The organism is Pseudohongiella acticola, assembly GCF_001758195.1.
Lineage (GTDB): Bacteria > Pseudomonadota > Gammaproteobacteria > Pseudomonadales > Pseudohongiellaceae > Pseudohongiella > Pseudohongiella acticola.
On sequence record NZ_MASR01000001.1, the window covers coordinates 1,204,415 to 1,229,839 of the forward strand.

At 56.0% G+C, this 25,425-nt stretch carries 23 protein-coding genes; 6 read left to right on the forward strand and 17 right to left on the reverse strand.

The genetic code is table 11. The annotated features are described in order from the left end of the window. Positions 1-28: 28 nt before the first annotated feature. Entirely contained in the window at positions 29-3,301 is a 3,273-nt protein-coding gene (gene icmF, locus PHACT_RS04985; protein WP_245730586.1) for a fused isobutyryl-CoA mutase/GTPase IcmF, read from the reverse strand. A 182-nt stretch (positions 3,302-3,483) separates the two neighbouring features. On the opposite strand from icmF, the gene PHACT_RS04990 reads away from it, so the two are divergent. Beyond that, positions 3,484-3,939: a MerR family transcriptional regulator gene (locus tag PHACT_RS04990; protein ID WP_083264355.1), complete on the forward strand. Its 456-nt coding sequence runs from the start codon at positions 3,484-3,486 to the stop codon at positions 3,937-3,939. Positions 3,940-4,003: 64 nt separating this feature from the next. Next, positions 4,004-5,197: a thiolase family protein gene (locus PHACT_RS04995; RefSeq protein ID WP_070116182.1), complete on the forward strand. Its 1,194-nt coding sequence runs from the start codon at positions 4,004-4,006 to the stop codon at positions 5,195-5,197. A gap of 59 nt (positions 5,198-5,256) precedes the next feature. On the opposite strand, the gene PHACT_RS16600 is transcribed toward PHACT_RS04995, so the two are convergent. The 6 genes from PHACT_RS16600 to PHACT_RS05025 form a co-directional block, all read right to left on the reverse strand. Then, entirely contained in the window at positions 5,257-5,712 is a 456-nt protein-coding gene (locus PHACT_RS16600) for an outer membrane lipoprotein (protein ID WP_281201716.1), read from the reverse strand. 114 nt (positions 5,713-5,826) lie between these two features. Further along, complete coding sequence (locus PHACT_RS05005; RefSeq protein ID WP_139141444.1) at positions 5,827-6,321, reverse strand: hypothetical protein; 495 nt, start codon at positions 6,319-6,321, stop codon at positions 5,827-5,829. 182 nt (positions 6,322-6,503) lie between these two features. After that, positions 6,504-7,922 (reverse strand): YadA C-terminal domain-containing protein, encoded by a 1,419-nt coding sequence (locus PHACT_RS05010; protein ID WP_070118163.1) that lies wholly within the window; start codon positions 7,920-7,922, stop codon positions 6,504-6,506. Between the two features lie 251 nt (positions 7,923-8,173). Further along, positions 8,174-8,821: a hypothetical protein gene (locus PHACT_RS05015; RefSeq protein ID WP_070116185.1), complete on the reverse strand. Its 648-nt coding sequence runs from the start codon at positions 8,819-8,821 to the stop codon at positions 8,174-8,176. A 51-nt stretch (positions 8,822-8,872) separates the two neighbouring features. Then, positions 8,873-9,532, reverse strand: a complete 660-nt coding sequence (locus PHACT_RS05020; RefSeq protein ID WP_070116186.1) for a peroxiredoxin — start codon at positions 9,530-9,532, stop codon at positions 8,873-8,875. A 182-nt stretch (positions 9,533-9,714) separates the two neighbouring features. Continuing rightward, entirely contained in the window at positions 9,715-10,512 is a 798-nt protein-coding gene (locus PHACT_RS05025; RefSeq protein ID WP_070116187.1) for a hypothetical protein, read from the reverse strand. Between the two features lie 153 nt (positions 10,513-10,665). Between PHACT_RS05025 and PHACT_RS05030 the strand changes: the two genes are divergently transcribed. Then, a complete protein-coding gene (locus tag PHACT_RS05030; RefSeq protein WP_070116188.1) occupies positions 10,666-11,328 on the forward strand; it encodes a Fe2+-dependent dioxygenase in 663 nt (220 codons plus the stop codon). Positions 11,329-11,346: 18 nt separating this feature from the next. Here PHACT_RS05030 and PHACT_RS05035 read toward each other — a convergent pair whose 3' ends face one another. From PHACT_RS05035 to yfbR, 3 genes are read right to left on the reverse strand one after another with little or no spacing between them, the layout of a single operon-like run. After that, positions 11,347-13,923 (reverse strand): phosphoenolpyruvate carboxylase, encoded by a 2,577-nt coding sequence (locus PHACT_RS05035; RefSeq protein ID WP_070116189.1) that lies wholly within the window; start codon positions 13,921-13,923, stop codon positions 11,347-11,349. After that, positions 13,920-15,164, reverse strand: coding sequence for an MFS transporter (locus PHACT_RS05040; RefSeq protein WP_139141445.1), 1,245 nt, complete (start codon positions 15,162-15,164; stop codon positions 13,920-13,922). Before PHACT_RS05040 ends, PHACT_RS05035 begins: the two co-directional genes overlap by 4 nt. A 25-nt stretch (positions 15,165-15,189) precedes the next feature. Beyond that, positions 15,190-15,846, reverse strand: coding sequence for a 5'-deoxynucleotidase (gene yfbR, locus PHACT_RS05045; RefSeq protein WP_083264357.1), 657 nt, complete (start codon positions 15,844-15,846; stop codon positions 15,190-15,192). A 213-nt stretch (positions 15,847-16,059) separates the two neighbouring features. On the opposite strand from yfbR, the gene PHACT_RS05050 reads away from it, so the two are divergent. Continuing rightward, positions 16,060-16,383, forward strand: coding sequence for a hypothetical protein (locus tag PHACT_RS05050; RefSeq protein WP_070116190.1), 324 nt, complete (start codon positions 16,060-16,062; stop codon positions 16,381-16,383). Positions 16,384-16,398: 15 nt separating this feature from the next. Here the strand turns inward: PHACT_RS05050 and PHACT_RS05055 are convergent, their stop codons facing one another. Beyond that, a complete protein-coding gene (locus tag PHACT_RS05055) occupies positions 16,399-16,725 on the reverse strand; it encodes a helix-turn-helix domain-containing protein (RefSeq protein WP_083264358.1) in 327 nt (108 codons plus the stop codon). 46 nt (positions 16,726-16,771) lie between these two features. Next, positions 16,772-16,981, reverse strand: coding sequence for a hypothetical protein (locus tag PHACT_RS16160; protein ID WP_139141446.1), 210 nt, complete (start codon positions 16,979-16,981; stop codon positions 16,772-16,774). 52 nt (positions 16,982-17,033) lie between these two features. Here PHACT_RS16160 and PHACT_RS05060 point away from each other — a divergent pair, with 52 nt between their 5' ends. Next, the gene (locus tag PHACT_RS05060; protein WP_070116192.1) at positions 17,034-18,602 is read left to right on the forward strand and encodes an AbgT family transporter; all 1,569 of its coding nucleotides are present in this window, start codon (positions 17,034-17,036) and stop codon (positions 18,600-18,602) included. A gap of 269 nt (positions 18,603-18,871) precedes the next feature. Here the strand turns inward: PHACT_RS05060 and PHACT_RS05065 are convergent, their stop codons facing one another. Continuing rightward, positions 18,872-20,608 (reverse strand): thioredoxin domain-containing protein, encoded by a 1,737-nt coding sequence (locus tag PHACT_RS05065; protein ID WP_070116193.1) that lies wholly within the window; start codon positions 20,606-20,608, stop codon positions 18,872-18,874. A 396-nt stretch (positions 20,609-21,004) separates the two neighbouring features. Here PHACT_RS05065 and PHACT_RS05070 point away from each other — a divergent pair, with 396 nt between their 5' ends. Then, entirely contained in the window at positions 21,005-22,186 is a 1,182-nt protein-coding gene (locus PHACT_RS05070; RefSeq protein WP_070116194.1) for an acetyl-CoA C-acyltransferase, read from the forward strand. Between the two features lie 129 nt (positions 22,187-22,315). Here the strand turns inward: PHACT_RS05070 and PHACT_RS05075 are convergent, their stop codons facing one another. From PHACT_RS05075 to arfB, 4 genes are all read right to left on the reverse strand, one after another. Beyond that, positions 22,316-22,882: an outer membrane beta-barrel protein gene (locus tag PHACT_RS05075; RefSeq protein ID WP_070116195.1), complete on the reverse strand. Its 567-nt coding sequence runs from the start codon at positions 22,880-22,882 to the stop codon at positions 22,316-22,318. A gap of 256 nt (positions 22,883-23,138) precedes the next feature. Beyond that, positions 23,139-24,290: a P1 family peptidase gene (locus tag PHACT_RS05080; protein WP_317622246.1), complete on the reverse strand. Its 1,152-nt coding sequence runs from the start codon at positions 24,288-24,290 to the stop codon at positions 23,139-23,141. A gap of 27 nt (positions 24,291-24,317) precedes the next feature. Beyond that, the gene (locus PHACT_RS05085; RefSeq protein WP_070116196.1) at positions 24,318-24,758 is read right to left on the reverse strand and encodes a VOC family protein; all 441 of its coding nucleotides are present in this window, start codon (positions 24,756-24,758) and stop codon (positions 24,318-24,320) included. Between the two features lie 34 nt (positions 24,759-24,792). Further along, complete coding sequence (gene arfB, locus PHACT_RS05090; protein ID WP_070116197.1) at positions 24,793-25,197, reverse strand: alternative ribosome rescue aminoacyl-tRNA hydrolase ArfB; 405 nt, start codon at positions 25,195-25,197, stop codon at positions 24,793-24,795. Between the last annotated feature and the right edge of the window lie 228 nt (positions 25,198-25,425).

Below are 25,425 nucleotides of genomic sequence, written 5' to 3' on the forward strand. Positions count from 1 at the left end.
CAATTGCAGGCACCGCCATCCATGGCGGTCACATATTCCTGCGGTATTGGCCGCCTACTTCGAAGAAGGCGTTGGTGATCTGACCGAGTGAGCAGCACTGGACGGCGTCCATCAGGACTTCAAACACGTTGTCGTTGTTGATGGCAGCCTGCTTCAGGCGGGCAATGGCCTGCTCTGATTCGCTGGCGTGGCGCTGCTGAAAATCACGCAGGCGGCTTATCTGACTCTGCTTTTCTTCGTCGGTTGAACGTGCCAACTCGACGCTGAATTCCGCCTCCTCGTCTTCGCCATTGGGATTGAGGAAGGTGTTCACACCCACAATCGGCAATGAACCGTCATGCTTCTTGTGTTCGTAGTGCATGGACTCATCCTGAATACGGCCACGCTGGTACCCGGTTTCCATCGCGCCCAGCACACCGCCGCGCTCGGCGATACGCTCAAATTCCTGCATCACCGCTTCTTCAACCAGGTCTGTCAACTCATCAATGATAAATGCACCCTGGTTCGGATTCTCATTACGCGCCAGGCCCCACTCTTTGTTGATGATCAGCTGAATGGCCACCGCCCGGCGCACCGATTCACCCGTGGGCGTGGTGACGGCCTCATCATACGCGTTGGTGTGCAGACTGTTGCAGTTGTCGTATACCGCGATCAAGGCCTGCAATGTGGTGCGAATGTCATTGAACGACATCTCCTGAGCGTGCAACGATCGCCCCGAGGTCTGGATATGGTATTTGAGTTTCTGGCTACGTTCGTTGGCACCATATTTTTCGCGCATGGTGGTTGACCAGATACGTCTGGCCACGCGTCCCAGCACGGTGTATTCCGCATCCATGCCATTGGAGAAGAAGAACGACAGATTGGGCGCGAAGTCGTCAATGTTCATGCCGCGGGCCAGCCAGGCTTCAACAAAGGTAAAGCCATTGGACAGGGTAAACGCCAACTGCGAGATCGGATTCGCGCCTGCTTCCGCGATGTGGTAACCGGAGATCGACACGGAGTAGAAGTTGCGCACTTTATTGGCGATAAAGTATTCCTGAATATCGCCCATCAGTTTCAGACTGAACTCGGTAGAGAAAATGCATGTATTCTGGCCCTGATCTTCCTTCAGGATATCGGCCTGAACAGTGCCCCGCACTGACGCCAGTGCCCCAGCCTTTAGCTGCGCCGCTTCTGTAGCATCGGGTTCGCGGCCCTGTTCGCTGCGGAAACGCTCCATCTGCTGCGCGATCGCCGAGTTCAGAAACATCGCCAGAATGGTGGGTGCGGGTCCGTTGATGGTCATCGACACTGAGGTGGTGGGGTGACACAGATCAAAGCCGTCGTATAACACTTTCATGTCATCCAGGGTGGCAATGGATACGCCGGAGTTGCCCACCTTGCCATAGATGTCAGGACGCTCATCGGGATCGAAGCCGTACAGTGTCACCGAATCGAAGGCAGTTGACAGGCGTTTGGCATCGGCATGTTCTGACAGAGATTTGAAGCGGCGATTGGTACGAAACGCGTCACCCTCACCGGCGAACATACGCGTGGGGTCTTCGCCCTCGCGCTTGACGGCAAACACACCCGAGGTATAAGGAAATCGACCTGGCACATTATCCAATGCCAGCCATCGTAGAATGTCACCATGGTCGCTATATCGTGGCAGCGACACTTTGGGTACTCGCGTGCCTGACATGGTGGTCCAGGCCAGGGAGTTGCGTTGCGACTTGCCCCGGATGTCAGTGACAAGTTCATCTTCAGAATATGCCTGCTTTAACGCGGGCCAGTTCTCCAACAGGGCTTCACTGTCACCGTGCAATTGCTGTTGCCGCGTTTTGATCAAGGCGTCCAGGCTGCCAGTCAGGTTGTCATCTGGATTCGCGCTGTTCGCCATGTCCCGGGTCGCCTGTAACTGCTGCAGCTCTCTGGCGATCACTGCCTGCTGCTCGACCCGCTGTCGGTAGTCACGCACGGTATCGGCGATTTCAGCGAGATAACGTTGCCGTTGTGGTGGAATGATGACCGACTGCTGGGTCGAAGTACGGGTTGTGACCGGCGCCAGCTGATGCGTGAAGTCCGGCAGTCCATGCTGCATCAGCACCGGCACCAGCGCCTGGTACAGCGCCGTCACGCCATCATCATTGAAGCGTGCGGCAATGGTGCCGTACACCGGCATCTGCTCCACGGTTCTGTCGAAGGCCACGCGGTTGCGCTGCACCTGTTTACTGACATCGCGCAGCGCGTCTTCGCCGCCTTTGCGATCAAACTTGTTGATGGCGATGACATCGGCGTAGTCCAGCATGTCGATCTTTTCCAGCTGACTGGCGGCGCCGAACTCGGGCGTCATCACGTAAAGTGAATTGTTCACATAGGGCACAATGCCCGCATCACCCTGACCAATGCCGGGCGTTTCCACAATCACCAGATCAAAACCTGCCACCTTTACACTGCTGATGATGTCACGCAGATAAGTCGGCACTTCAGTTTCCGAGCGGCGGGTGGCAATGGAGCGCATGTATACCGAAGGGTGGTAGATGGCGTTCATGCGCACGCGATCGCCCAGCAGTGCACCACCGGTGCGGCGCCGTGTCGGGTCGATCGCCAGTACTGCGATACGCAGCTTATCGCCGCTGTCCTGACGCAGGCGCAGTATCAGCTCATCGGTGAGTGATGACTTGCCGGCGCCACCGGTGCCCGTGATACCCAGTACCGGTACATTGTCCACTGCGGCAGCTGCCTGCTGCAGCTGCGACTTCTGCTCAGCGCTCAATGCATCAAGCTCCAACGCACTGATCACCCGCGACAGCGCGACCCGATCGCCGGACTGGGTCGCAGCGATATCCAGCGCCGGCCCCGTTTTGCGCTCCACCGTGACCTTGTGCATGATATCGTCAATCATACCCTGCAGGCCCATGCTCTGACCGTCATCCGGCGAATAAATCCGGCTCACGCCATAGTCGTGCAGCTCTTTTATCTCGCTGGGAATGATGACGCCACCGCCGCCACCAAATACCTGAATATGGCCCGCGCCGCGCTCACGCAACATATCGACCATGTATTTGAAATACTCGAGGTGACCACCCTGATAGGAGCTGATGGCAATGCCCTGCACATCTTCCTGCAGTGCCGATTCAACGACTTCCTGCACTGAGCGATTGTGTGCCAGATGAATGACTTCCGCACCCGACGCCTGCAGCATGCGCCGCATGATGTTGATGGCGGCATCATGGCCGTCAAACAGGCTTGCCGCGGTAATAAAACGGGGAAATTCCAGGGCCGGAGAGCTGGATGGATGGATACTGACGACTGATGACACGATGTTGCTCCTGTCGGTTCGACAACGAACCTGATCTTCAACCTGCCTAGGCTGCACTTGTTATTTTGCGGTTGCTGCCGCCGTGACATCAGCCACGATAGCTGGCGATAGTTGTCCTGTGGACCAAGGTCATTTATTATATTGACGTTTACGTTAACGTCAATCAAGGAATTCAAGCCAACATGCCAGACACCTCCCAAGCGCTCAGCGCCAGCTTTCTGCGCAGTAATGCCCTGGACCCGCTCGACGACGGCCTAAAAACCTACACCATCTCGCAAATGGCGAAAGAATTCGACATTACCACGCGCGCCATCCGGTTTTATGAAAGTGAAGGCTTGCTGACACCTGTTCGCGAAGGCCGCAATCGCCTGTATAGTCAGCGTGACCACACACGCCTCAAACTCATTCTGCGCGGCAAACGATTGGGGTTTTCACTCGATGAAATCGGTGAAATGTTTGATCTGTATGACTCAGCCACCGGCGAACTGGCCCAATTGAGACACGTTCTGGATAAAATCGGCGAACGCAAACAGGTCCTCAGACAGCAGCTGGAAGACATTCAGTTGAGTCTGCATGAACTTAAAGAATTTGAAACCCTGTGCAAACATCGTCTGTCCCAGATGCGCAGCAACCACTAAACCCGAACAACCCATTCAGCCTAACCCATTCAGAAATAACACAAAAGATCAGGACACCCACATCATGAGCAAAGATTCAGTTGTCATTCTCGGCGGCGCGCGGACCCCTATTGGCGGTTTTCAGGGCCTGTTTTCAGCCACCACGGCGCCGGCCCTGGGCGTTGCTGCTGCCAATGCAGCACTGCAGCGTGCCGGGCTCGACCCGGCAGCACACGACTCGGCTATCGATGACGTATTGATTGGCTGCGTATTGCCCGCAGGTCTGGCCCAGGCGCCGGCACGCCAGGTTGCGCTGGGCGCTGGCCTCGCCGTAACCACACCATGCACCACCGTCAACAAGATGTGTGGTTCGGGCATGAAAACCGTGATGATGGGTATGGACCAGATTCTGGCCGGGAATGCGGATACAGTGTTGGCGGGTGGTATCGAGAACATGACTCAGGCGCCCTATCTGATCCCCAAAGGCCGTAGCGGTCTGCGCCTGGGCCACGGCGAGCTTAAAGACCACATGTTTCTGGACGGGCTTGAGGATGCCTACACCGGCCGCCTGATGGGCAGCTTTGCACAGGAAACGGCAGACAAGCATGGTTTGAGCCGGGAAGACATGGACAACTATGCCATCGAGTCACTGACCCGCGCGCAAAAGGCAATCGACTCCGGCTGGTTTGACGCGGAATCCGTCGGCGTTGATGTCAAAGTCGGTCGTACCGACACCAGGGTCGAGCACGACGAACAACCCGGCAAGGCCAACCCCGACAAGATACCCACACTGCGCCCGGCATTTGCTGCCGATGGCAGCATTACCGCCGCCAACTCTTCCTCCATTTCTGACGGTGCTGCAGCCGTGGTGCTGATGCGCGAAAGTAGCGCGCTGGAGAAAGGTCTGAAGCCCATGGCAAGATTGCTGGCCCAGGCCAGCCATGCCCGCCACCCCAGCGAATTCACGGTCGCGCCCATTGGCGCCATTGAAAAAGTGTTGCAGAAAACTGGCTGGACGGTTGACGATGTCGATCTGTTTGAAATCAACGAAGCCTTTGCCATGGTGCCAATGCTGGCCATGCGTGAACTGGGACTGGATCACAACAAGGTGAACATTCACGGCGGTGCCTGCGCCCTCGGCCACCCGGTTGGCGCTTCCGGCACACGTATCATCGTGACGCTGATGTATGCCCTGAAGAAACTGGGCAAAACCCGTGGCATTGCCAGTCTGTGTATCGGCGGAGGCGAAGCAGTCGCCGTTGCGATAGAAATGCTGTAGAAATCAGCCGGGACGCGCGGTGGCAATCCACCTGGCGTCCCGGCAACTGGCCTTAAACGCTATCTAATCGCGATATTGCCGTTCTGTACACGCACGGGCACGCCCGCGCTGATCCCGGTCGCATCCGGGACATTGATGACCTGTTGACCACCTGTCTCCATATCGATAACCACTTCATAATACGTCGATGACCCGCGATTCCGCTCAATGGTATTGCCCACAAATGCACCACCGACGGCGCCTGCGGCAGTGGCAATATCCCGCCCCGAGCCACCACCAACCTGATTACCGGCCACGCCACCAACAATGGCACCGATGACCGCGCCTGCGCCGCTGGAGTCGCCCTGCTGGGTGACCGGATTAACGGCGCGAATCACGCCACATGAAGTGCAGACTGGTTCCGGCTGCGACGAATTGTCCGCACCACCAACGGCGCTTGCCGTTTCCTGAGGAGAACAGGCACTCATAATAACAAGCGCCAGCACGGTAAGAAGAGAGAGTTTGAGTATACGCATATTGTCAATTTCCATATTGTGAACATGATGTATTGAGTGTTTGGACACTGATTGATCTTAGCACGTCTGCTTTGTGCTGTAACACACACCGCCAACCCCCGCTTAGTCACCGCGTCACCGCTGTGAGGTCTGCATTTCTGCTACCGATATGGCAAAAATACGCCAGCCGCCGGCAATGTTCTGAAACAGAATATCAAAACGGATAGCCTGGGGTCGGAATTCAAACCCGCCCCGCAATCTGAGCACACCATCTTGGTCGATTGCCGGGGCAATGTGATACTCCGGTTCCAGCAATATTGCGCGACCGACGTCTACCCTGTTTTCCCGCAGCGTTCTGAATAGCTGGGCCAGATCTGCAACGGTGTTGCTGTTCTGGAAATCAGGAGAGCCCAGTGCGTGCAGCACGGAATAGTTCCCGGTCCTGTTGGCACTGTCGACTGCTACCATGCTGGTCCAGACCAGACGTGCAAGCGTTGATTCGTCCGGCACCGGCGCCGCCTGTTGAGCCACTGCCAGGCCCGGCGCGCTGCTACACAGCAGCAGGACCGCCAGCACAATCGTCCGCATCCGGTTGCGGGACCGAACCAGAACACATGTCAGTAAATCCATCCTGGTACTCATATAAACGTCCATTGCCAAGCGTGATTGAATTCGTCACAGTGAACCCGGTAAGGAGTAAACCCTGTGATGAGCGAACCTGGTAATGGCGGCAGGGCTGGACAATTATTCGCGCCGGCCCTTCCGCTATATGGCCAACAGGCTCTTGTCGTTGACCTGCCAGCCAGGCTTTACTACCAGGCCAGCTGGGCACCCACTCTGCCACCCACTTTGGCGTCAGAATCAAGTCCGGTTGACATGCCGGCTGAAAAAACCAGCCGGTCTGTTGCACGGTAACTACCCGAGAACGCAAACGCTGACTCGCTTTCGAAGTAACCAAACCCTCCGCCCACGGCGAAGGTGGCGTTAGCGGGAACATAGGGAGACTCCATCGCCATTGCCATGGCGATACCGGCGCGGTTCTCCCGGATGCTGCGACCCTGGCGGGCGATTTCAGAATTCTGTGCGCCCAGTAATCCCTGCACAGAATCGTTAAACAGTGCGCCCAGGTCCATGGTCGCCAGGTTACCATTGGCGTCGGACGTGACCACTCGGGTGGTGCCCGTCTGCCGGCTGCGACTGGCATCGGAAGCGACGCCCGGCAACGTGTAGGTCTGGCTGGAAGAACCAATCACAACCTGGTTTGCCGCGGTAGCATTGACGCCGGCACCAATAGCAATTGAATTGTCGAAATCAGCACTGCTTTCGTCACCAATAGCGATAGCCTGCAGACCCGATGACGAAGCTGCTTCCCCGACGGCGACTGAGCGCACGCCACTCGCGTTGGCCAGGTGACCGAGCGCCGTCGCTCTTTCGACGGACGCTGAGCGCCAGCCATAAGCCGTAGATCCCGGGCCTGACGCGTTGGACTCGCCACCAACCGCGGTCGTGGAGTTGCCCATCGCTACTGAAGTGTCACCGATTGCTAACGCATCGACACCGTTCGCGATCGATTCATTACCGATCGCGGTGGCATTGTCAGTCTGTGCATCAGCATTTTCGCCGACCGCAACCGCGCGCACACCTGATGCTGTCGCCAGATGACCAACGGCAGTGGATCGCTCCCCAGAAACCGTCTGCCACCCGAAGGCACTTGAGCCTGGACCGGTTGCCACCGCTTCGCCGCCGATTGACGTGGTAGAATTACCCATCGCTACCGATGTATCGCCGATGGCGAGCGCGTCAGTACCATTGGCAATCGATTCGTTACCGATGGCCGTTGCGTTGTCGGTCTGAGCATCTGCATTCTCACCGACTGCGACGGACCGCACGCCTGTCGCCGTCGCCAGGTGGCCAACAGCAGTGGCGCGTTCTCCTGACGCGCTCTGCCAGCCAAAAGCTGTGGAACCTGGCCCTGTTGCAACAGACTCGCCGCCCACTGCCGTTGTGGAATTACCGGTTGCCGTACTGTCGGCACCGACCGCAACCGCATCTACGCCGGTTGCAGTAGACCCCGGGCCACATTCGGTTGTTGTTGCTTCGCTGGCATTGGAATTACATTCAACTGAGCCATCAGCATACGCGGGCGCACTGACAACAAAGGAAGACAAAAGGCCTGCTGCGGTAGCAGCAACAATGAGGTGAGATCGTACAAACTGTCCTGGATTTTTCATAAAAAGATCCTTGGCAAAAGCCATTTTCAGATACTGTCAGGAATGCTGTCGGATTCCGGTTTACGATTCTGTCGCTCACGGAAAACCTCGAGCACTATCCGGGAGTACGGCGAAGCCGGCGGATGGATCAGCCCGAAGGATGCGGGTATGCAGATTTGAGAACTGCATCACAATAAAAACCGGGGCAGAAAGCCCCGGCGTTAAAACGGTGAAATTATGATGACGCCAGACAGGCGTCTAGCAGACGTTCATTAATCGGTAGCAAAACAATAGAAATAACCATTGCCACCACTGCCCTGCAGATCCTGCAGGCTGCAACCACGTGAACCATGAGCGCTGTTCCAGGAGGTCGGATTGGCGCCACCACCCTGTCGGTCATGATGGCCCACCTGGGCACTGCCTTCATCGTTGCTGGTCCAATTGTTACAGGTGTGGTCTTCACCGTCCGTAAAGGCATTACCCTCAAGATCCGAGCCAGTCAGGATATCGTGCTGGTTTGGGCTGTCGCCACGCCCGTTCACCATAGCGCCGGTTTCGGTCAGGGAGTTTTCTTTGCTCAACTGATTGTTGTCACTGTGCAGATCGTCAACGTCTGCAGCAACCTGCACACCATTGGCATTAAACCACGGACCTGCGCCAATACGGTCGCGAGCATTGACTGCCGGCATGCCATTGCTCTCCTGTGCACTCAGGTAAGCTGCCCAGGTTTTTCCAGTCACACCAGCGGCCTGCGCCAGCACTGCACAATGCATGTCGGCACCGGCCAGCCCGCCAAGATAGGCGCCATTACCGGTGCCACTGCTGGTAATAAAAAAGCTCAGGGAATCATCCTGAGCCATGGTGCCGGCAGACATGCCCAGAACCAATGATGTCAGTGCCACAGAAATCGATTTTTTCATGGTACGTCTCCTCACAGTTGTTGTCGTTGTTTTTGAAGCCAATGCCGCCCCTTATTTGGGTTGTTTCGCCACCCTCAGATAGGGTTTGAGCGCTTTCCAGCCCTCCGGGAATTTCTTTTTAGCTTCATCATCACTGACCGATGGCGGGATGATGATGTCTTCGCCATTTTCCCAGTTCACCGGCGTAGCCACTGTGTGGCGGGCGGTCAGTTGAATGGAGTCAAGCAGGCGCAGAATTTCATTAAAGTTGCGACCACTGGTCATTGGATAAACCAGAAACGCTTTGATTTTTTTGTCGGGCCCGATGATAAACACGGAACGCACGGTGGCGTTGTCGGCTGCTGTGCGGCCTTCCGCAGACCCTGCCTCAGCTTCCGGCAGCATGTCGTACAGTTTGGCAACGTTCAAATCGGTATCACCAATCATCGGGAAGTTGGGAGCCGTTCCCTGCGTTTCTTCAATATCTTTTGCCCAGCCAGTGTGATTTTCCACCGGGTCCACGGACAGTCCGATGACCTTGGTGTTGCGTTTATCAAACTCAGGTTTCAGCCGGGCAGCAAAACCCAGCTCGGTGGTGCAAACCGGCGTATAGTCTTTGGGATGGGAAAACAGAATGGCCCAGCTATCGCCAATCCAGTCGTGAAAATTGATATCACCGTCTGTGGTTTTTGCCGTGAAATCCGGCGCAGTCATGCCAATTCGAATACTCATATGACTCTCCTTTTGTGCGTTTGGCACACAGAATACTACTGTCTGCAGGCAATTTGCGAGTAAAGACGTGTGAGCAGGAGCGAGATCGGAGCTCAACCGGCCCACCTCGCGGCAGACCGGTCAATCCATATGGCATCAAAAGCGGGAGGTGGCCTCAAAGGCCCGGTATCATAGACTCTAAGTCAAAGGCGAGATACGGCCAGCTCAATGCGGCTGGCAGCGCCGTAGATAACCGATGGCTCAGTGTGCAGTCGCTGCGGAGGCTGCAGCCCTGTCCAGGCCGGGTGCACCAGGTCCAGTTGATTACGAATGGACGCCACGGCTGAGGTATCGTTGGTGAGTGCGGCGACGTTATCCAGCATGTCATAGGCAATTCGGATGAAACCCAGCGCATCCTGGTACTCGTGTGCATTTTCCAGCGACAGATCGTCGCCCACGGCAATGTCGTACTCCGCAGCGGCCGTGCTGACCAGGTCGACAATTACGTCGCCCAGCAAACGTGCACTCTGGTTGCTGACTGCCAGCTCGGCGGCCGTGATACCCTGCAACAGCGCCTCATACGCCGCCTCAACGTCAGCCACCGGCTCACCGTTTTCGACGGCAGTGGCCAGGGCGGCCAACTGATCGGCAAAACCCGGCGCATTGCGTGACTCCAGCGCGGGCTGCAGTGCTGCGTAGATCTCGCTCTCAGGGTGTTTCATGTGCGTCGCTGATGCGTCCTCATCACCCTCGCGGTACAGGTTGACGCCGACATTGAGATGGCCCCGAATGAACGCCAGCTGCCCCAGATAGACGGCATCACTGGCGACCGAGTCGGCGCTGCTGGCGCCTTCGCCACCCTCACCGCCTTCACTGGCCGTCATCGCACCATGGTCCATACCCGCCATATCCGAACTTTCGTCACTGCTGCAGGAGGTCATGGCAACGCCAGCAACACAGACGACACCCAGACCCAGCCAGAGTTTGTTTTTTGACTCCATGACAGACACCCTCTTTGTTATCTCAATTCAATTTTTCAGATTAATTCAACCGGGCGCCACGCTCGGCCAACCCTGTGATTGCCTTCTTGCTCGTGGCACACTAAACTGAGCACAGCTTACATTAACCAATAATCATTCTCAATCGCATTCACCATGATTCTACCTGTTGCCAGCATTTTATCCCCAGATCTGATCCAGTCCTGTCAGCAATTGGCCAGCGACGATGCATTGTTTGTTGACGGGCGCAGCACGGCAGGCTGGTATGCCCGACAACACAAAAACAATCTGCAGGCGCGACCCGAGGCATCGTTAGACACGTTATTTGAGCAGATCAGAGCCGCCATTCAGGCACATGAACTGGTTCAGGCCGCTACCCGCCCGAAAAATATCATCCGCCTGTTGCTGGGCCGGTATGACGAAGGCATGCACTACGGTACTCATGTTGATGATGCACTGATCGATGGACAGCGCACCGATGTCTCCTTCACTGTTTTTCTCAATGAACCCGACTCCTATGATGGCGGTGAACTGGTCATTGATGAACCCTCAGCCGAGCGTCCATTCAAACTCGCGGCCGGCTCCATGCTGCTCTACCCCGCCACCACACTGCACCAGGTAATGCCGGTGACACGTGGCCGTCGCCTGGTACTGGTGGGCTGGATCAGAAGTCTGATCAGGGATCCGGCGCAGCGTGAACTGCTGTTCGATCTGGAGCGCAGCATTGCGCAACTACGCAAAGCGCCCGATCAGGCCGGAGCGCTGTCGCTGCTCCTGAAAACGCGCAGCAATCTACTTCGGATGTGGGCCGAAGACTGACGGCGCGCCAGAACGATATCAGGCCGAGTTGCGCGCTGCATTGATATTGCCAAACAGCGTGCGCACCACCATTTTTTCGTAAACCTCCAGACGTTTCTGGTCGTCCTGCTCGCGGCATTCACGGATGCGAATCAGGGCATATTGCTGGATTGTCAGCAGTGGCAGCACCACCTGCTCTCGCAACCGAATGCTGAGCCGGCTACGGGCATTATCCTGTAACAGTTCGTCCTGCCCCGCTACCTTCAACACCATTTCCTTGCTCAATAGGTACTCCTGGTAGATGTCCTGCCAGAATTCGCCAAAGCGCGGGTCGTTCTCCATGTAACGTGTCAGCTCGAAATTGGTTTTGCTCATGCTCTGCATGCTGTTCGAGATCAGCGCACGAAAGAATCGCGAGCGCTGATACAGGTCCAGGCAGGCATCCAGCCGGCCAAACTCTTCCTGTGCTTTCAGTGCCGTACCCAGGCCATAAAAGCCGGGCACATTCTGTTTCAACTGGCTCCACGAGCCCACAAAGGGTATCGCGCGCAGGTCTTCAAATTTAAGCGCACCACCGCCACCGCGCTTGGATGGGCGACTGCCGATATTGGCCATGGCGTAATACTTGAGCACGCTCATTTCTTCCAGATACGGCATGAATAGCTCATGCTGTTTGAACGCTTCGTATTTGTCGTAGCTGCGCTCAGCCAGGTCGCGAATCAGATTACGCTGCAGATCGTCCAGCTCGCGATCGGCCCGGTCGACCAGATTATTCTCCAGCCCGGCCGTCATCAATTGTCCCAGGTTATGACTGGCAGCGACCTTGATGCCGTAGTGTGAGCTGATGGTCTGGCCCTGCACCGTCATCTGGATCTGATTGCTTTCGATATTCTTGCCGTGTGCCGCATAGAACAGATATGCGTCGCCACCGCCACGCGCGGGTGGACCACCACGACCATCAAAGAACACGACTTCAACGCCGGCGTCACGTGAGACCCCGGTAATGGTTTCCTTGGCAGAATAGATCGCCCAGTTTGCCATCAGATAGCCACCATCTTTGGTGCCATCGGAGAAACCCAGCATGACCGTCTGGCGCTTTTTCCGCTGCTCCAGATGACGCTGATAGTACTCGTTCTGATACAGACTGGTCATGGACTGGCCGCCCTGGCGCAGATCGTTGACCGTTTCGAACAGGGGCACAATGTCCACACTGATCGGGTTATCGACCCAGCCACAGAGCCGGAACAATGCCAGCACCCGTGCCACATCGACCGGGCCACGGCAGTTGCTGATAATATAGCGATGCGCGCCACGTTCACCATTGCTTGCCTGGATACGGCGAATGACGTCAAACGACTCAATCGTGTCCCGTACCACCGGATCATCAAACTGGCTGGCATCAATCGGCTCATCGCGTCGGCACTGAAACAGCGCGTCAACCTGCTCCTGCTCGGTCAGCATGGCAAAATCATCGGGCAACAGGCCTTGGTAATGTTCGGCAATGCTCTCCATGGCGCCGGTGATTACCCGACTGTCCTGACGAATATCGATGCTGGCGAAATGGAAACCGAACAGCGTCAATTTGCGCCGGAATGAGCGCAGTGGCTCAAGATACATGGACTGATAGCGTTTGACGATCAACGTCTCTGCTTCTTCCAACGCTGCCATCATATCGCTGAGCGTAATATCTTCGCGATCGGCTTTTTCGACCAGTTCATCACGTATTCGTTTTTCCAGCCGGTCCAGCAACTCATAAACGTCCTGAAAGCTCAGCCGCCGTTTTAATGCACGCAGATCCTGGTGGTAACACTGCAGAACGGTACGTCGCAGACGCGCGGCGACTCGTAAGGTGGTATCCGTGGTGACAAACGGGTTGCCATCGCGATCGCCACCCGGCCAGAAACCAATACTGATCAGTTCGCTGTTGTTGTTTATTGACTCCGGGTAACGCGCGGCAAGCGGATCTACAATGTCGCCGATGGCGGGATACAGAATATTGCCCAGATACCAGGTCAGCAGCACCGCCTCGTCGTAGGGCGTCGGTTTCTGCTTTTTGAAGAACGGCGTATTGCCAAGTTGTTGCAGCAGGTCTCGCACTTCAGCGATGCGGGCATCACCAATCGCGGCACTGAGGTCAGAAATAATCGCCAGCACCTGCCCCGGATAGAACTGCGTCGGGTGCGCGGTGAGCACCACGCGCACGCCGAAATTTTTCAACAGCTGCGCCAGTTTTTCCGTACGGCCTTCATCCTCAGCACGTTCGGTCAGCCGCATCAGCGAGCTTTTTTCCTCAATATGATGAATGCGGCTGTAGGCTGCATCCTCCAGCGCATCAACCAGGACGACCTGGCGCTCTACATACTGAATGATCTTGAACAAGAACTGAACCTGCTCATCCTGAGTAAAGTGATCCCGATGTTGTTCAAAAAAATCACCGATGATCTGTCGCGGATCATCGCCTTGCGTCAGGCCGCGTTCACACGCTTCAGCCATCAGCGGCAACAGGGTTCCGGTCTGTTCCACGGCATCAAGGGGCAGTGTCAGAAACAAGCTGTTGTAAAGCTGATAATTCAGCTCTACCAGTTCTTCAAACAGTTTTGCGGTCTGGTCAGTCATTCGGCACCTGGTACGGGTGTAGGGTTTTTGGGATACGACGCCATCATCAATAGCGACGCAAAGAATACATATACTGCGCAGACGCCAAACAAACCATAGGCGTCCACACCGTGATCAATAAAATAGCCAAACAGCACCGGCGAGATCGCTGTTGCCAGCACCATGATCGCCATCATCATGGAGCGGATTGCACCCAGTTTACGCGTGCCGTAGATTTCAGGCCATAGCGAGCCGGTAATCGGCGGGCTGCTACCGGCTGACATGCCCAGCAATGCCAGCATTAAGAGCGCCGCCAGGTCCCCCGGCATCAGCGCCGCAATCAGCATGCTCAATAGCATTGGCAGCAGAAAAATGCCGACCAGTCGCGGGCCTTTGAAACGATCCACCAATACCCCGGACACCAGCGAGCTGACCCAGTGCACGGCACCGTAAACAATAAAACAGGTCGCCAGCCAGCTCAGGCTCCAGCCTTTGTCTGTCACCAGAAAGTTCTGATGGATAAAGACGCCAGTGATCAGAAAGGGGTTTGCCATCAGGCCAGGTAAGGCCAGCCAGAAGCGATAGTCGCGCAGCATCTCCCGACGTCCGGCGCCGCCATTGTCGACATCGGTGGCTGTCTGCCCCGGCTGACGAGCAGGCATCGGTGGTGTTGCCGGTATATTGCTGCGCTTCAACAGCCAGAGCATGAAGGGTATCAGGACCACAACAGCGGCTATTGCAATCAGGCCAAAACTCGCCTGCCAGCCAATGGCGGCGATCATTGCTACTGCCATCAGCGGCAGTACAATCTCCCCCAACGGAACGCCCGACATGGCCACACTGATGGCCTTGCCGCGTTCAGCGACAAAGTAACGTGACATCGAGGTCATGCCACCATGCGGCAGCAGCGACTGGCCAAACAGTCGCAACAGAAAAAAACCGATCAGCAGCGTCACCAGACCGTTTGCCTGCGACAGCACGGTCAATGCTACTGCCAGTCCCAGTGCCACCGCCACCGCATACGACCGTAGCGGAAGGCGGTCGATCAGACCGCCCGCCCACACCACGGTCGCCGCCGAGACCAGTGTTGCCAGCGAATAGGCCGTGCCGTACTCACCGGCACTGAGGCCCAGCGTGCGCTGAATGTCAGCACCAAACCAGGCAACAAAAAACGACTGCCCGAAATTGCCCCAGAAAACAGCCGTAAACCCGAAGCCCAATAATGCCCAGTGTTGCCGCAAAAAAACCAGATATCCTGTCAACACATACTCCTGCTTATGACTGCCATTACCGCAACAGCTCATCCAGAGTCAGGCCATAGCTGGGCGCAAAAGTTTCCAGAAAATACTTCACCTCGGGACAGTCGTCCCGCTCCAGGCGTTTGTGCACATCTTCTTCTGCCTTGCGAAATTCCGGGTTACCGGCCTGTACCTCGGCCTTGCATTTAAGGTAAGCGCATATGGTGTCAGCAGACTTGATCAACGAGTGATATTCTGCGGAAATTTCCGCTTCCACCAGCACCGGCCGGAAATCCGCCTTCAGGTCCTCAGGCAGCAGGTTCAGAAGTTCATGATCTGCCTGGTGTTCAATGGCCTTGTAGGCTTTGGTGATCTCCGGCGAGTGATATTTGATCGGCGACGGCATATCACCGGTAATGACTTCGCTGCAGTCATGGTATAAGGCCGCTACCACCACGGCGTTGACATCAACGTTGCCGCCAAAATAACGATTCTTCGCCAGCGCCAGCACATGCGCGATAGTGGCTACCTCCCAGCTGTGCTCCATGACATTTTCGCTGATCACGTTGCGTTTCATGCCCCAGCGCTGTAGCCAGCGCAACTTGCTGATATAGGCATAAAAATGGCTTTTTGTGATCGCGGGTCCTGTTTTTGACGGCTGCTTTGACGCAGGCTGTTTTGACGAGGGCTGCTCTTGCGAGGACATAGTGGGCTCTTCAGTAAACCTTAAGCGTGACTTCTGGCCGCATTATACCCCCCAGAACCGGTTAATGTCCGTGCCAACTGTCGCAAACTGATCACCGTAGCGGCGGAGCGTTTGGTTCAGCGGCAGCGCACTGCTAATATACGGCTGCGCGCAGTCACACCCTTTTGATGCAACCAGAACCAGGCGCAACGACCAACAGCGAGCAAACCGAGCATGAGCAGTAAACCGGACCGGAACAGCGCCAGCAACCTGAAACACCTGATTAATGGAAAATATGGTCTGGCCCTGACTTACTGGACGCTCTACCTGGTTGGTGCAGGGGCATTTTTTGTGTCAGGAAGCCTTGCCGTAGCCGATGATGCCTGGACGGTTTATGTGGTCCTGCTCGGGTTGATGCTGGCATGGACGTTTGCCCTGCTCACAGGCATCAAGTTCGCCTATCGCGGAGAAGACCCGGGCAAGGCGCTGGGCCGCATTGCCATGCTGTTTCTACTGCTTAACATGACCAATGCCCTGGCGACCCTGAGCTTTATCTGAGACTCAAGCCAATGGTCAAGACTTGCTGGATTTGGTTTTTTGCCTTGCCGAGTCGTGGACCATGGCCGACGACGCTGCGGACGGTGTCCGCATGGCGGGCGGGTAGACTCTGGCGCCGGTTTTTCTGGCAGGGTCACGATCGGCGGGGAACAGATCACCCACATCCAGGCGGAACGCCTTGCACAGCTGCTCCAGGGTATCCAGCGTTACATTCTGATCTTCGTTCTCAATACGCATGATGGTGGATTGAGCCACGCCGATTTTGCGGGCAAACACCCGCTGCGGCACGTCGCCGCGGGCGTTCCTGATAAAAGCTGCCAATCTTGCGCGCAAGTGAACCATACATGGTTTATACTTTCATTAACGAACCACATGCGGTTCAAGCGAATCAACTGCAGTCGCAGGCACCGATCAACACCAGCAGGAAGCAGGCAACACCGTCAGGGGTTCCACTCAGCGCCAGCTGCTGGCGCCCCTGGCGTTTTTTGCCGTCACTTGGCTTTTCCTGCCTTCCCCGCCCTTCCCAGGGACGCCAGCCATCCTGCCCGGTCATCGACTGTTTGCGCCAATGCCTCAGCTGAACTATGCTTGCTGCCATATCAGCTTGTCTGCCCGACTTTCATCACAAGATCCCGTTAAAGGACTTCAACATGGCTCAGACCCCCCCTGTGACTCCCCGACAACCCGGCTTTCTTGGCTGGATCGAATATAACGGTAATCGCCTGCCCGACCCCGTGTTCATATTTTTCTGGCTTATTCTGTTTGTTGTGGCCATCAGTGTGGTTGCTGCGCTTGCTGGCCTGAGCGCAGTGCACCCTACCCAGTTTGAGGTTGATGGCAGTCCACTGATCATTGAAGCAGCCAGTCTGCTATCCGCAGACAACATTCAACGCCTGCTGGTTGAAATGCCAACAACATTTACTCACTTTCATCCTCTGGGTTATGTCCTGCTGGTGATGCTGGGCGCCGGTGTCGCGGAGCGCAGCGGCCTGTTTGCAGCGGTCATGAGCAGCGCGGTCAAAGCCGCACCGGCAGCTCTGTTGACGCCGGTGGTGGCGCTGCTGGCCATGGTGGGCAACCTTGCCGCCGACGCGGCGTATGTCGTTCTGATACCGTTGGCCGGGGTCGTTTTTGCCGCCGCCGGTCGACACCCGATCGCCGGTATTGCCGCCGGTTTTGCCGGCGTGTCCGGCGGTTTTTCCGCCAACCTGATTCCGGGTCAGCTCGATGCCCTGTTGTTTGGAATCACCGAGGCTGCGGTCGTGACGCTGGATACCAGCTGGGTGATGAATATTGCAGGCAACTGGTATTTTATTGCCGCCATGACTTTCATCTATCTGCCGGTGATCTGGTACGTCACTGATAAAGTGATTGAGCCCCGTCTGGCACCCTTGTCGGAGGAGAACAAAGGCTCGGCGGCGCTGGCGCAACGTGAATCGGACGTGCTCAGTGACAGCGAGCACCAGGGTATGCGACGGGCTGGACTGGCGTCGCTTGGGGTCATTCTGGTCTGGGCGCTGCTGTGTTTTGCGCCCGGCACACCGCTGATCAATGAGGATGCCGGTGCCGCCAGCATGCAGCCTTTTTATCAGTCACTGGTTGCTGCCTTTTTCATTCTGTTTCTGGCCAGCGGCTGGGCCTATGGCAGTGCCACCGGCAGTGTTAGCTCACACCGCGATGTCGTGCGCATGATGTCAGAAGCGATGGCAGACCTGTCCTATTACCTGGTGCTGGCCTTTGCGGCAGCGCATTTTGTGGCCATGTTCAACTGGTCCAACCTGGGTCTGATTTTTGCCATCAATGGTGCCGCAGTCATTCAGGCGACGTCGTTGCCAATGCCGATCCTGATGGCACTGATCATATTGCTGACCGGCATGATCAACTTGCTCATCGGTTCAGCGAGTGCCAAGTGGGCATTGCTGGCACCGGTGCTGGTGCCCATGCTGATGCTGCTGGGCATCTCACCGGAAATGGCCACCGCCGCCTACCGTGTTGGTGACGGTGCCACCAACATCATCACGCCACTGATGCCTTACTTTCCACTGATCCTGGCCTTCTGTCATCGCTGGCAGAAAGACTTCGGGCTGGGCAGTCTGGCTGCGACAATGATTCCTTACAGTATCTGGATGATGGTGACGGGTTTGATCCTGACCATGCTATGGATCTGGTTGGGCTTGCCGCTGGGGCCGGGGGCAGTGTCCGGCTACGAACTGCTGTAGATCACGCTGGTCCTTTCGCTCCAGTGTTGTCGGTCCATGGAAGTCCCGAAGCGCTTCGTTTCGGAAACGCCTGCCGTGGCTGGCTTGAGCAGATCTTCCACTGACGAGGATCCAGGCCGGATGTGGAGGGGGTTGTGAGCGAGGGTGTACCCGAGGAACCTCCCCCTCTGCAGCCGCGAGCCGCCAGGCGCTGACTTCGTGAGGCGTGTGCAAAGAAAAAGGGGACGAAGGATTAAATCCCTCCGTCCCCTTTTCAGTTGAGCTGCGTATTACTGCGCAGCGACTTCGGTCGCCGGGCTCTGATCTACGTACTGCCAATTGACCGCACCGAAGAACATCTCATCCCAGCTTTGCAGACCCCAAGGTACCGAACGCTCCGGATCCGGGTTGGCCTTGTTCTGGCTGGAGTTGTCGAAAGCGCCTGTGGCGACAATTTTGGTACCGGCAGGTACCAGCTTGGGTTCGCGCAGCTTGTAACTTAACTGCCAATTGTAATTGTAGTTGGCAATATTGATCAGCTCCTCACTGCTACCATCAGGGTATTGCGCTTCGAAACGCATACGCTTGCCGCGGAAATGCATGTGCGGCAGGAATGAATGCAGGTAGGCGTCACGTGGCACAGTAATTGTCTGCGCCATTTCGAAGTCTGGATCATTCGGTGGAATGTTGGTCCAGGTCGGCGTGAAGATACAGGCACACTGTCCAGACATGCGTTTCTCTGGCACATAGCCTTCGGGATAGAACCAGATACCTATCTCACTCTCATCTACCGTTTCGCGCCCGGTTGTGGTGTAGTGTAGCTGCAGCGCCAATTGTGAGCCAGCACGCAGCAGTCCACCGGTGTTTTCTGGCTCATGATACGGCGCAGCACCAGGGATATAGGCGGTGATGCTGGGTTCGTCAGGATTGCCACCACCCAGGAAGCTGCCGCGGCCATCAGAGCCGGGAGGCAGTATACTGTTCAGGGTATGGTGAAGTACCGTGCGATCACCCGCAATGTACTGACTGGCACGGACCCAACGGTCTTCGGTCAGCCCCTCAAACGGCACTACCACGCTACGATAATCCAGTACGCCCGTCGCCGGGATGCTCTGCGCCGGCACTTTCACAATCAGATCCGGCTCACCAAAAGCCCATTCGGTTGCTGGCCATTCCAGCATGGCCAGCGGGTCCTGGTCACCGTCTTTCTGTGAACCCTGAGCGATCCAGTGCAGCAGGGTTTGCTGATCGTCCACACTCAGTACGTAATCATTGGTGAAATCGCCAACATGGGGATCGATCTGACCCGGCGGCATACGCTTGGTCATCAGCACTTCACGAATCATGGGTGACCAGCCCTGAGCCATGGCATGGCTGTCCATGGCAAACGGCGCAATTCCGCCTTCCCGGTGACAGCTGGCGCAATTTTCCGCCAGAATCGGTGCCACTTCTTCACTATAGGATATTGTTCGTGCCATATCGGCATCGCGCGCCGGGTAGCTGATCGCCTCTCCGGTCACGGCCAATGACGACGTTGTCACGGCATTGCCGGCATCTATCTCCTGCAGGGCTGTTGCCAGGCCACTGACCGGCCCGCGATAGGTCACCTGAAAGCTGCGTGGGTCCAGCACCAGTACTTCGCCTGCTGCGCGCACACCCAGTGCATCTGCAACAATCTGGGCATCGTCAATCAGCACAGGTATGTCATGACCTTGTGACGACACGGTAGCGACGACCGAATCACGTGACTCCCCCAGGGGGTTAAGCATGAAAAACTGGAAATCATCAGCATGAGCTGCTTTGGCAGCCTGGAATTCGGGCAGGGCCTGCTGTACTGCCGTGCTGTTATTGGTTTGCACCATCAGCACGACGGCTTTGTGATTATCGTACCAGGCCATGTGGTGAAACAGGCCTTCATGATCCAGCAGGGCAAAATCGCCCACGCGCTCACTGGTCTGCTGGGCACTGGCACTGAAGCTAAGTGCAGCCAGCACCGACAACGACGCGGTTAACAAACGTTTTTTCATGACTTCCTCCGGGGGAAAATAACGCTATTAAATTTTCTTGTTCAGCCGGTCTACCGGGCCGATATCAGCAATCGGGCACAGCAACCGGACACGGCCCGCAGGGGAAGACAACCAGACCGTTCATCCATTTATTTGCTGACGCTAGCACAGCGTCTGATATCGCACAATAGCGCTTGCGCCGGTTACAACGGGGCTGCGACAGACGCCCATAAAGGTTGACTGGCACGCTTTATTTGCTGCCCGGACACGGCTATTTTCCGTTGTGTGATTTTTACGTTACACTTGGCGACGATGCAAAACCCGAACAAACGCTCAGTCACTCGCAGATCACAGCGGACAGGGTCTCCCGCATTGCTGTGATGTTACGAATTAACACTATAAATCAAAGGATTCATCATGAAAGAAGCTGTGATCGTCGCGACGGCGCGCACCCCGATTGGCAAAGCTTATCGAGGCGCTTTCAATAACACCGATGGCCCGACGCTGGGCGCGCACGCGATTCGCGAAGCCGTCAGCCGCGCCGGCATTGCACCGGATGAAATCGATGATGTGGTCATGGGTTGCGCCGTACAGCAGGGTACCACCGGTTACAACATCGGTCGTCTGGCCGCCGTGGCCGCCGGTCTGCCCAGCTCTGTCTCCGGTATGAGCATGGACCGTCAATGTGCCTCCGGCATGATGGCAATCGCCACAGCAGCCAAACAGATCGTCTGCGACAACATGCCGATTGTTATTGGCGCCGGTATGGAATCCATCAGTCTGGTGCAGAACGACCACCGCAACAAATACCGAACTGTCGATGACAACGTTGTTGCCATGTCACAACACGCCTACATGCCGATGTTGCAGACGGCAGAGGTGGTTGCCAAGCGTTACAACATCAGCCGCGAAGCCCAGGACGAATACAGTTTGCAGAGCCAGCAGCGTACAGCTGCCGCACAGGCTGCCGGAAAGTTTGACCAGGAACTGGCGCCCATGGAGTCCAACATGGGGGGCATGAACAAGGAAACCGGCGAAGTCAGTTTCAAAAAGGTCACACTGGCAAAAGACGAAGGCAACCGCCCGGAAACCAACATCGAAGGGCTGTCGGGCCTGAAACCTGTCATTGAAGGCGGCTGTATTACTGCCGGCAACGCCAGCCAGCTTTCCGATGGCGCGTCAGCAAGTGTCATCATGGACAGCAAACTGGCCGAACAGAAAGGTCTGACACCACTGGGCGCTTACCGGGGCCTGGCGGTGGCCGGTTGCGAACCGGATGAAATGGGTATCGGTCCGGTATTTGCCATCCCCAAACTGCTCAAGCGCTTCGGCCTGAAAATGGATGACATCGGGCTGTGGGAACTGAATGAAGCCTTCGCGGTTCAGGTTCTGTATTGCCGCGACAAACTGGGCATCCCCAATGACCTGTTGAATGTGAACGGTGGCGCGATTTCGATTGGCCATCCTTACGGAATGAGCGGTGCGCGTATGGTCGGCCATGCACTGATTGAAGGGAAGCGTCGTGGTGCCAAATACGTGGTCTGCACGATGTGTATCGGCGGCGGCATGGGCGCCGCCGGACTGTTTGAAGTGTACTGATACAGAAAAAGCGCACACGGGATTCCTTCCCGTGTGCGCTTATCTGACCATTAACACATCCGTGTTAACATCCTTGTCACAACTTCACTTACATCCTTGCACACATCCATGTTGAAACTGTCGTCGTGTTCAGAAGGTAAACTTCAGGCCCGCTGACAACACATCAACTTTGGAATCGAAATCGCCACCTGCGATCGGTCCGATTTCATCTTCTCCCAGATCAACGTCCAGTCGATCATAGGCCACGCGTAAATCAAGACTCTCAGTGATGCTGAACTGAGCGCCTACACCGTATGTCAGTTCACTACCACTGAAGGACTCACTAAACGGCCCCACGCGGACATCACTGTCCCACCAGAAGCGTCCTGCTTTTGCGATCAACGCAAAGCTGTCGGTTAGCGGCAGTCGCCCTGTAGCCGCCAGGCTGTAGCCGTCGATCTCGGATTCAGCGAGATCTCCTCCAGCCTCACCGAAGTCGGTATAACCGCCCTCGATGCCAAAATAAGGATTTAACTGCCACCCAGCAAATAGTTGGGCAGCGTTGTTGTCGTCGTCAAATTCGCTGTCGTCGACGCTGACGAGGCCCAAAGCACCACCGACGTAGGGCCCAGTTTCGTTGGCCAACAACGAAGTTGAGTATGAGCCTGCTGTCAGACCTGCAATGATGCAGAGGGTTTGTATTGTCGTTCTTTTCATATTCAGCTCCTGCTGTTTCCTATCCTGATGGTCGTAGACACCACGGCTTGTGTCCGTTCCGATGCACTGAGGGTGTTGCAACCGCCGTGCCAGAATTAAATATTCAATCTATTCAGAAGCTTATGAAAAAAGAAGGCGTTTGATTGGTCAGCCGGTGTCGGGCAAGCGCAACAGATTTGAATGCCAAATCACAGGCCATTGATTTAAATGAAATTTTAATGTCGGCGAGACCCAACACATGAATCAGACGCCGCAGTCAGGGGCCTGTGGCGGGGTATCCGAGCAATTGCAGAACGCCATCAACGGGGATCGCCGGATATTGTCCTGCGCTGATACCATCAACATTGCTGGCTTTAAACAGCGCGTTGTAGACAGCCTCTTCTGTGGCTTCAACAACCGACTGGAACAGCGGGGTCATATGCTCATTGGGCCAGTCCTGCAGCGTATGTAACTGCTCACGTCGCGTGATCGTACGACGGACGCTGGTGGCTGTTGAGAACGCCAGTGCGTAGTCGCCAGAGCCGTTCGACATGACTGAACCAGTGCGCGCAATGCCCAGAAAAGAGCGAGCAGCCAGGCGCTCAAGGTTGCGGTCAGACAGCGGGGCATCGGTGGCGATAATAATCATCACTGAACCATCCGGACTGGTGGCAACCGCCAACGGATCCCCTGGCACCTGCAGATCCTGCCGGCGCACGGGCGTGCCCATTATTGTCAATTCGCCGCCATAGTTGGTCTGCACCAGCACGCCCACGGTAAAACCGCCGGCCTCCTGAGGCAGAACCCGGGAACTGGTCCCGATGCCACCTTTCCAGCCAAAACTGACCGTGCCCATCCCGGCACCAATACTGCCCTCTTCAACCGGGCCCGGACCTGCCGCCTCAATGGCAGCAAGCGCATGTTGCGGTCGCACCGCGCGCAAACGGATATTATTGATACGGCCATCATTAGTCTCACCGACAACGGCGTTGACCGACCGCACTGCTTCGTTTCCGGGCTGCGCCAGCGTCCACTCAATGACACCGGCGGCCGCTTCCGGCACGGACAGGGTATTGGTCAGTAGAATCGGCGTTTCAATCTCACCCAGCTCAATAACCTGAGTGGTCCCCATCATCTTGCCATAGCCGTTACCCTGCGAAAATCCGGCGGGTACTTTGTCCTGATACAGGTTCCCTGTGTGCGGCAAAATTGCAGTGACGCCGGTACGCACATTGTCTTCCGCAGTGATCGTGACATGCCCTACCTGCACTCCTGACACATCAGTAATGGCATTGTGGGTGCCGGGTTGATAGATGCCCGGCGCGATGCCAGCCTCCCTTGCACGCGGGTCATCGTCATTAGCGAGTGTATTGCCGCAACAGAACATCAGCACCAGACTCAACTGGCGTATTTGCATCGTCAACTTCATCGGTAAAGGCTTCCTTTTGGCAATCGCTCAGACCGCGAACAGCTGTGTCTCAATGTCCTTGAATGCCTTGAACTCGAGCGCATTGCCGGATGGATCCAGAAAGAACAGTGTCGCCTGCTCGCCGGGTTCACCCTTAAAACGGATATAAGGCTCGATAATGAATTTTGTGCCAATAGCGCGCAGCCTGTCTGCCAGTGTGGCCCATTCCGCCATGCTCAGCACCACACCAAAATGCGGCACCGGCACGCCATGGCCATCGACATGATTATTGCTCTGGTTAACCTGCCCTTGCGACCCGATACCAGGGTTTACGTGCACCACCAACTGGTGGCCAAACAGGTTAAAGTCTATCCACTGATCGGAGCTGCGCCCCTGGGGCAGCCCCAGCTTTTTACCATAAAAATCATGCGCCTCTGCCAGATCCCGAACCTGGATGGCGAGATGAAAAGGCCTTAGTTGGGTGGTCATGCACACTGCCTCATGAAAGTTTTTGCCATTGTAGTCATTCCGGACTCGGTTTGCTTCGCAAAGATTTGGTGGTACTGAGCTTGCGTTTGCCTTCAAGGCGTTTTCGTTTCGCCGAACGTGGAACCCGCGTCGGCCGTCGTGGCGCATCCGTACGCGACGCATCCTCAAGCAGGGCCTGTAACCGCTGCAATGCGTCTTCGCGGTTTTTTTCCTGAGTCCGGAAACGTTGCGCCTTGATCACAATAACGCCTTCCGAGGTCATACGTCGGTCTCGCCGCGCCAACACCAAAGCCTTGATATGCTCAGGCAGTGATGACGCCGGCACATCAAATCGCAAATGAATGGCAGATGACACCTTGTTGACATTCTGGCCTCCAGCACCCTGTGCCCGAATAGCCGTCAATTCGATTTCTGTCGGCGGTATATCAAAAGAAGCCATAAAACATATCTCGATTCATCAAGTACGACACGATATTGTCAAGCTAACACAACGATCCGCCTCAAACTGGTGCAGACACCGATAAAAAGAACCAAAAAGTATCGTCAACCTGAGCGCTGTAAACTCAAACATCCAGATCCGAATTAACATTCAGACCGCCATAAAAATTAATTTCTTTACATATCATAAAGATAACAATACAGCATAAAAGCTGGCACGCACAATGCA

What these genes read in the sequence shown, in the direction of transcription:
- PHACT_RS05065 (WP_070116193.1), bottom strand. Translation starts at nt 20,608, where the DNA reads ATGAAAAAACGTTTGTTAACCGCGTCGTTGTCGGTGCTGGCTGCACTT.
- PHACT_RS05055 (WP_083264358.1), bottom strand. Translation starts at nt 16,725, where the DNA reads ATGGTTCACTTGCGCGCAAGATTGGCAGCTTTTATCAGGAACGCCCGC.
- PHACT_RS05010 (WP_070118163.1), bottom strand. Translation starts at nt 7,922, where the DNA reads ATGAAAAATCCAGGACAGTTTGTACGATCTCACCTCATTGTTGCTGCT.
- PHACT_RS05070 (WP_070116194.1), top strand. Translation starts at nt 21,005, where the DNA reads ATGAAAGAAGCTGTGATCGTCGCGACGGCGCGCACCCCGATTGGCAAA.
- arfB (WP_070116197.1), bottom strand. Translation starts at nt 25,197, where the DNA reads ATGGCTTCTTTTGATATACCGCCGACAGAAATCGAATTGACGGCTATT.
- PHACT_RS05035 (WP_070116189.1), bottom strand. Translation starts at nt 13,923, where the DNA reads ATGACTGACCAGACCGCAAAACTGTTTGAAGAACTGGTAGAGCTGAAT.
- PHACT_RS04990 (WP_083264355.1), top strand. Translation starts at nt 3,484, where the DNA reads ATGCCAGACACCTCCCAAGCGCTCAGCGCCAGCTTTCTGCGCAGTAAT.
- yfbR (WP_083264357.1), bottom strand. Translation starts at nt 15,846, where the DNA reads ATGTCCTCGCAAGAGCAGCCCTCGTCAAAACAGCCTGCGTCAAAGCAG.
- PHACT_RS05020 (WP_070116186.1), bottom strand. Translation starts at nt 9,532, where the DNA reads ATGAGTATTCGAATTGGCATGACTGCGCCGGATTTCACGGCAAAAACC.
- PHACT_RS05015 (WP_070116185.1), bottom strand. Translation starts at nt 8,821, where the DNA reads ATGAAAAAATCGATTTCTGTGGCACTGACATCATTGGTTCTGGGCATG.
- PHACT_RS05085 (WP_070116196.1), bottom strand. Translation starts at nt 24,758, where the DNA reads ATGACCACCCAACTAAGGCCTTTTCATCTCGCCATCCAGGTTCGGGAT.
- PHACT_RS05060 (WP_070116192.1), top strand. Translation starts at nt 17,034, where the DNA reads ATGGCTCAGACCCCCCCTGTGACTCCCCGACAACCCGGCTTTCTTGGC.
- PHACT_RS05080 (WP_317622246.1), bottom strand. Translation starts at nt 24,290, where the DNA reads ATGAAGTTGACGATGCAAATACGCCAGTTGAGTCTGGTGCTGATGTTC.
- PHACT_RS16160 (WP_139141446.1), bottom strand. Translation starts at nt 16,981, where the DNA reads ATGGCAGCAAGCATAGTTCAGCTGAGGCATTGGCGCAAACAGTCGATG.
- PHACT_RS05025 (WP_070116187.1), bottom strand. Translation starts at nt 10,512, where the DNA reads ATGGAGTCAAAAAACAAACTCTGGCTGGGTCTGGGTGTCGTCTGTGTT.
- PHACT_RS05030 (WP_070116188.1), top strand. Translation starts at nt 10,666, where the DNA reads ATGATTCTACCTGTTGCCAGCATTTTATCCCCAGATCTGATCCAGTCC.
- PHACT_RS16600 (WP_281201716.1), bottom strand. Translation starts at nt 5,712, where the DNA reads ATGCGTATACTCAAACTCTCTCTTCTTACCGTGCTGGCGCTTGTTATT.
- PHACT_RS05075 (WP_070116195.1), bottom strand. Translation starts at nt 22,882, where the DNA reads ATGAAAAGAACGACAATACAAACCCTCTGCATCATTGCAGGTCTGACA.
- PHACT_RS05050 (WP_070116190.1), top strand. Translation starts at nt 16,060, where the DNA reads ATGAGCAGTAAACCGGACCGGAACAGCGCCAGCAACCTGAAACACCTG.
- PHACT_RS04995 (WP_070116182.1), top strand. Translation starts at nt 4,004, where the DNA reads ATGAGCAAAGATTCAGTTGTCATTCTCGGCGGCGCGCGGACCCCTATT.
- PHACT_RS05005 (WP_139141444.1), bottom strand. Translation starts at nt 6,321, where the DNA reads ATGGATTTACTGACATGTGTTCTGGTTCGGTCCCGCAACCGGATGCGG.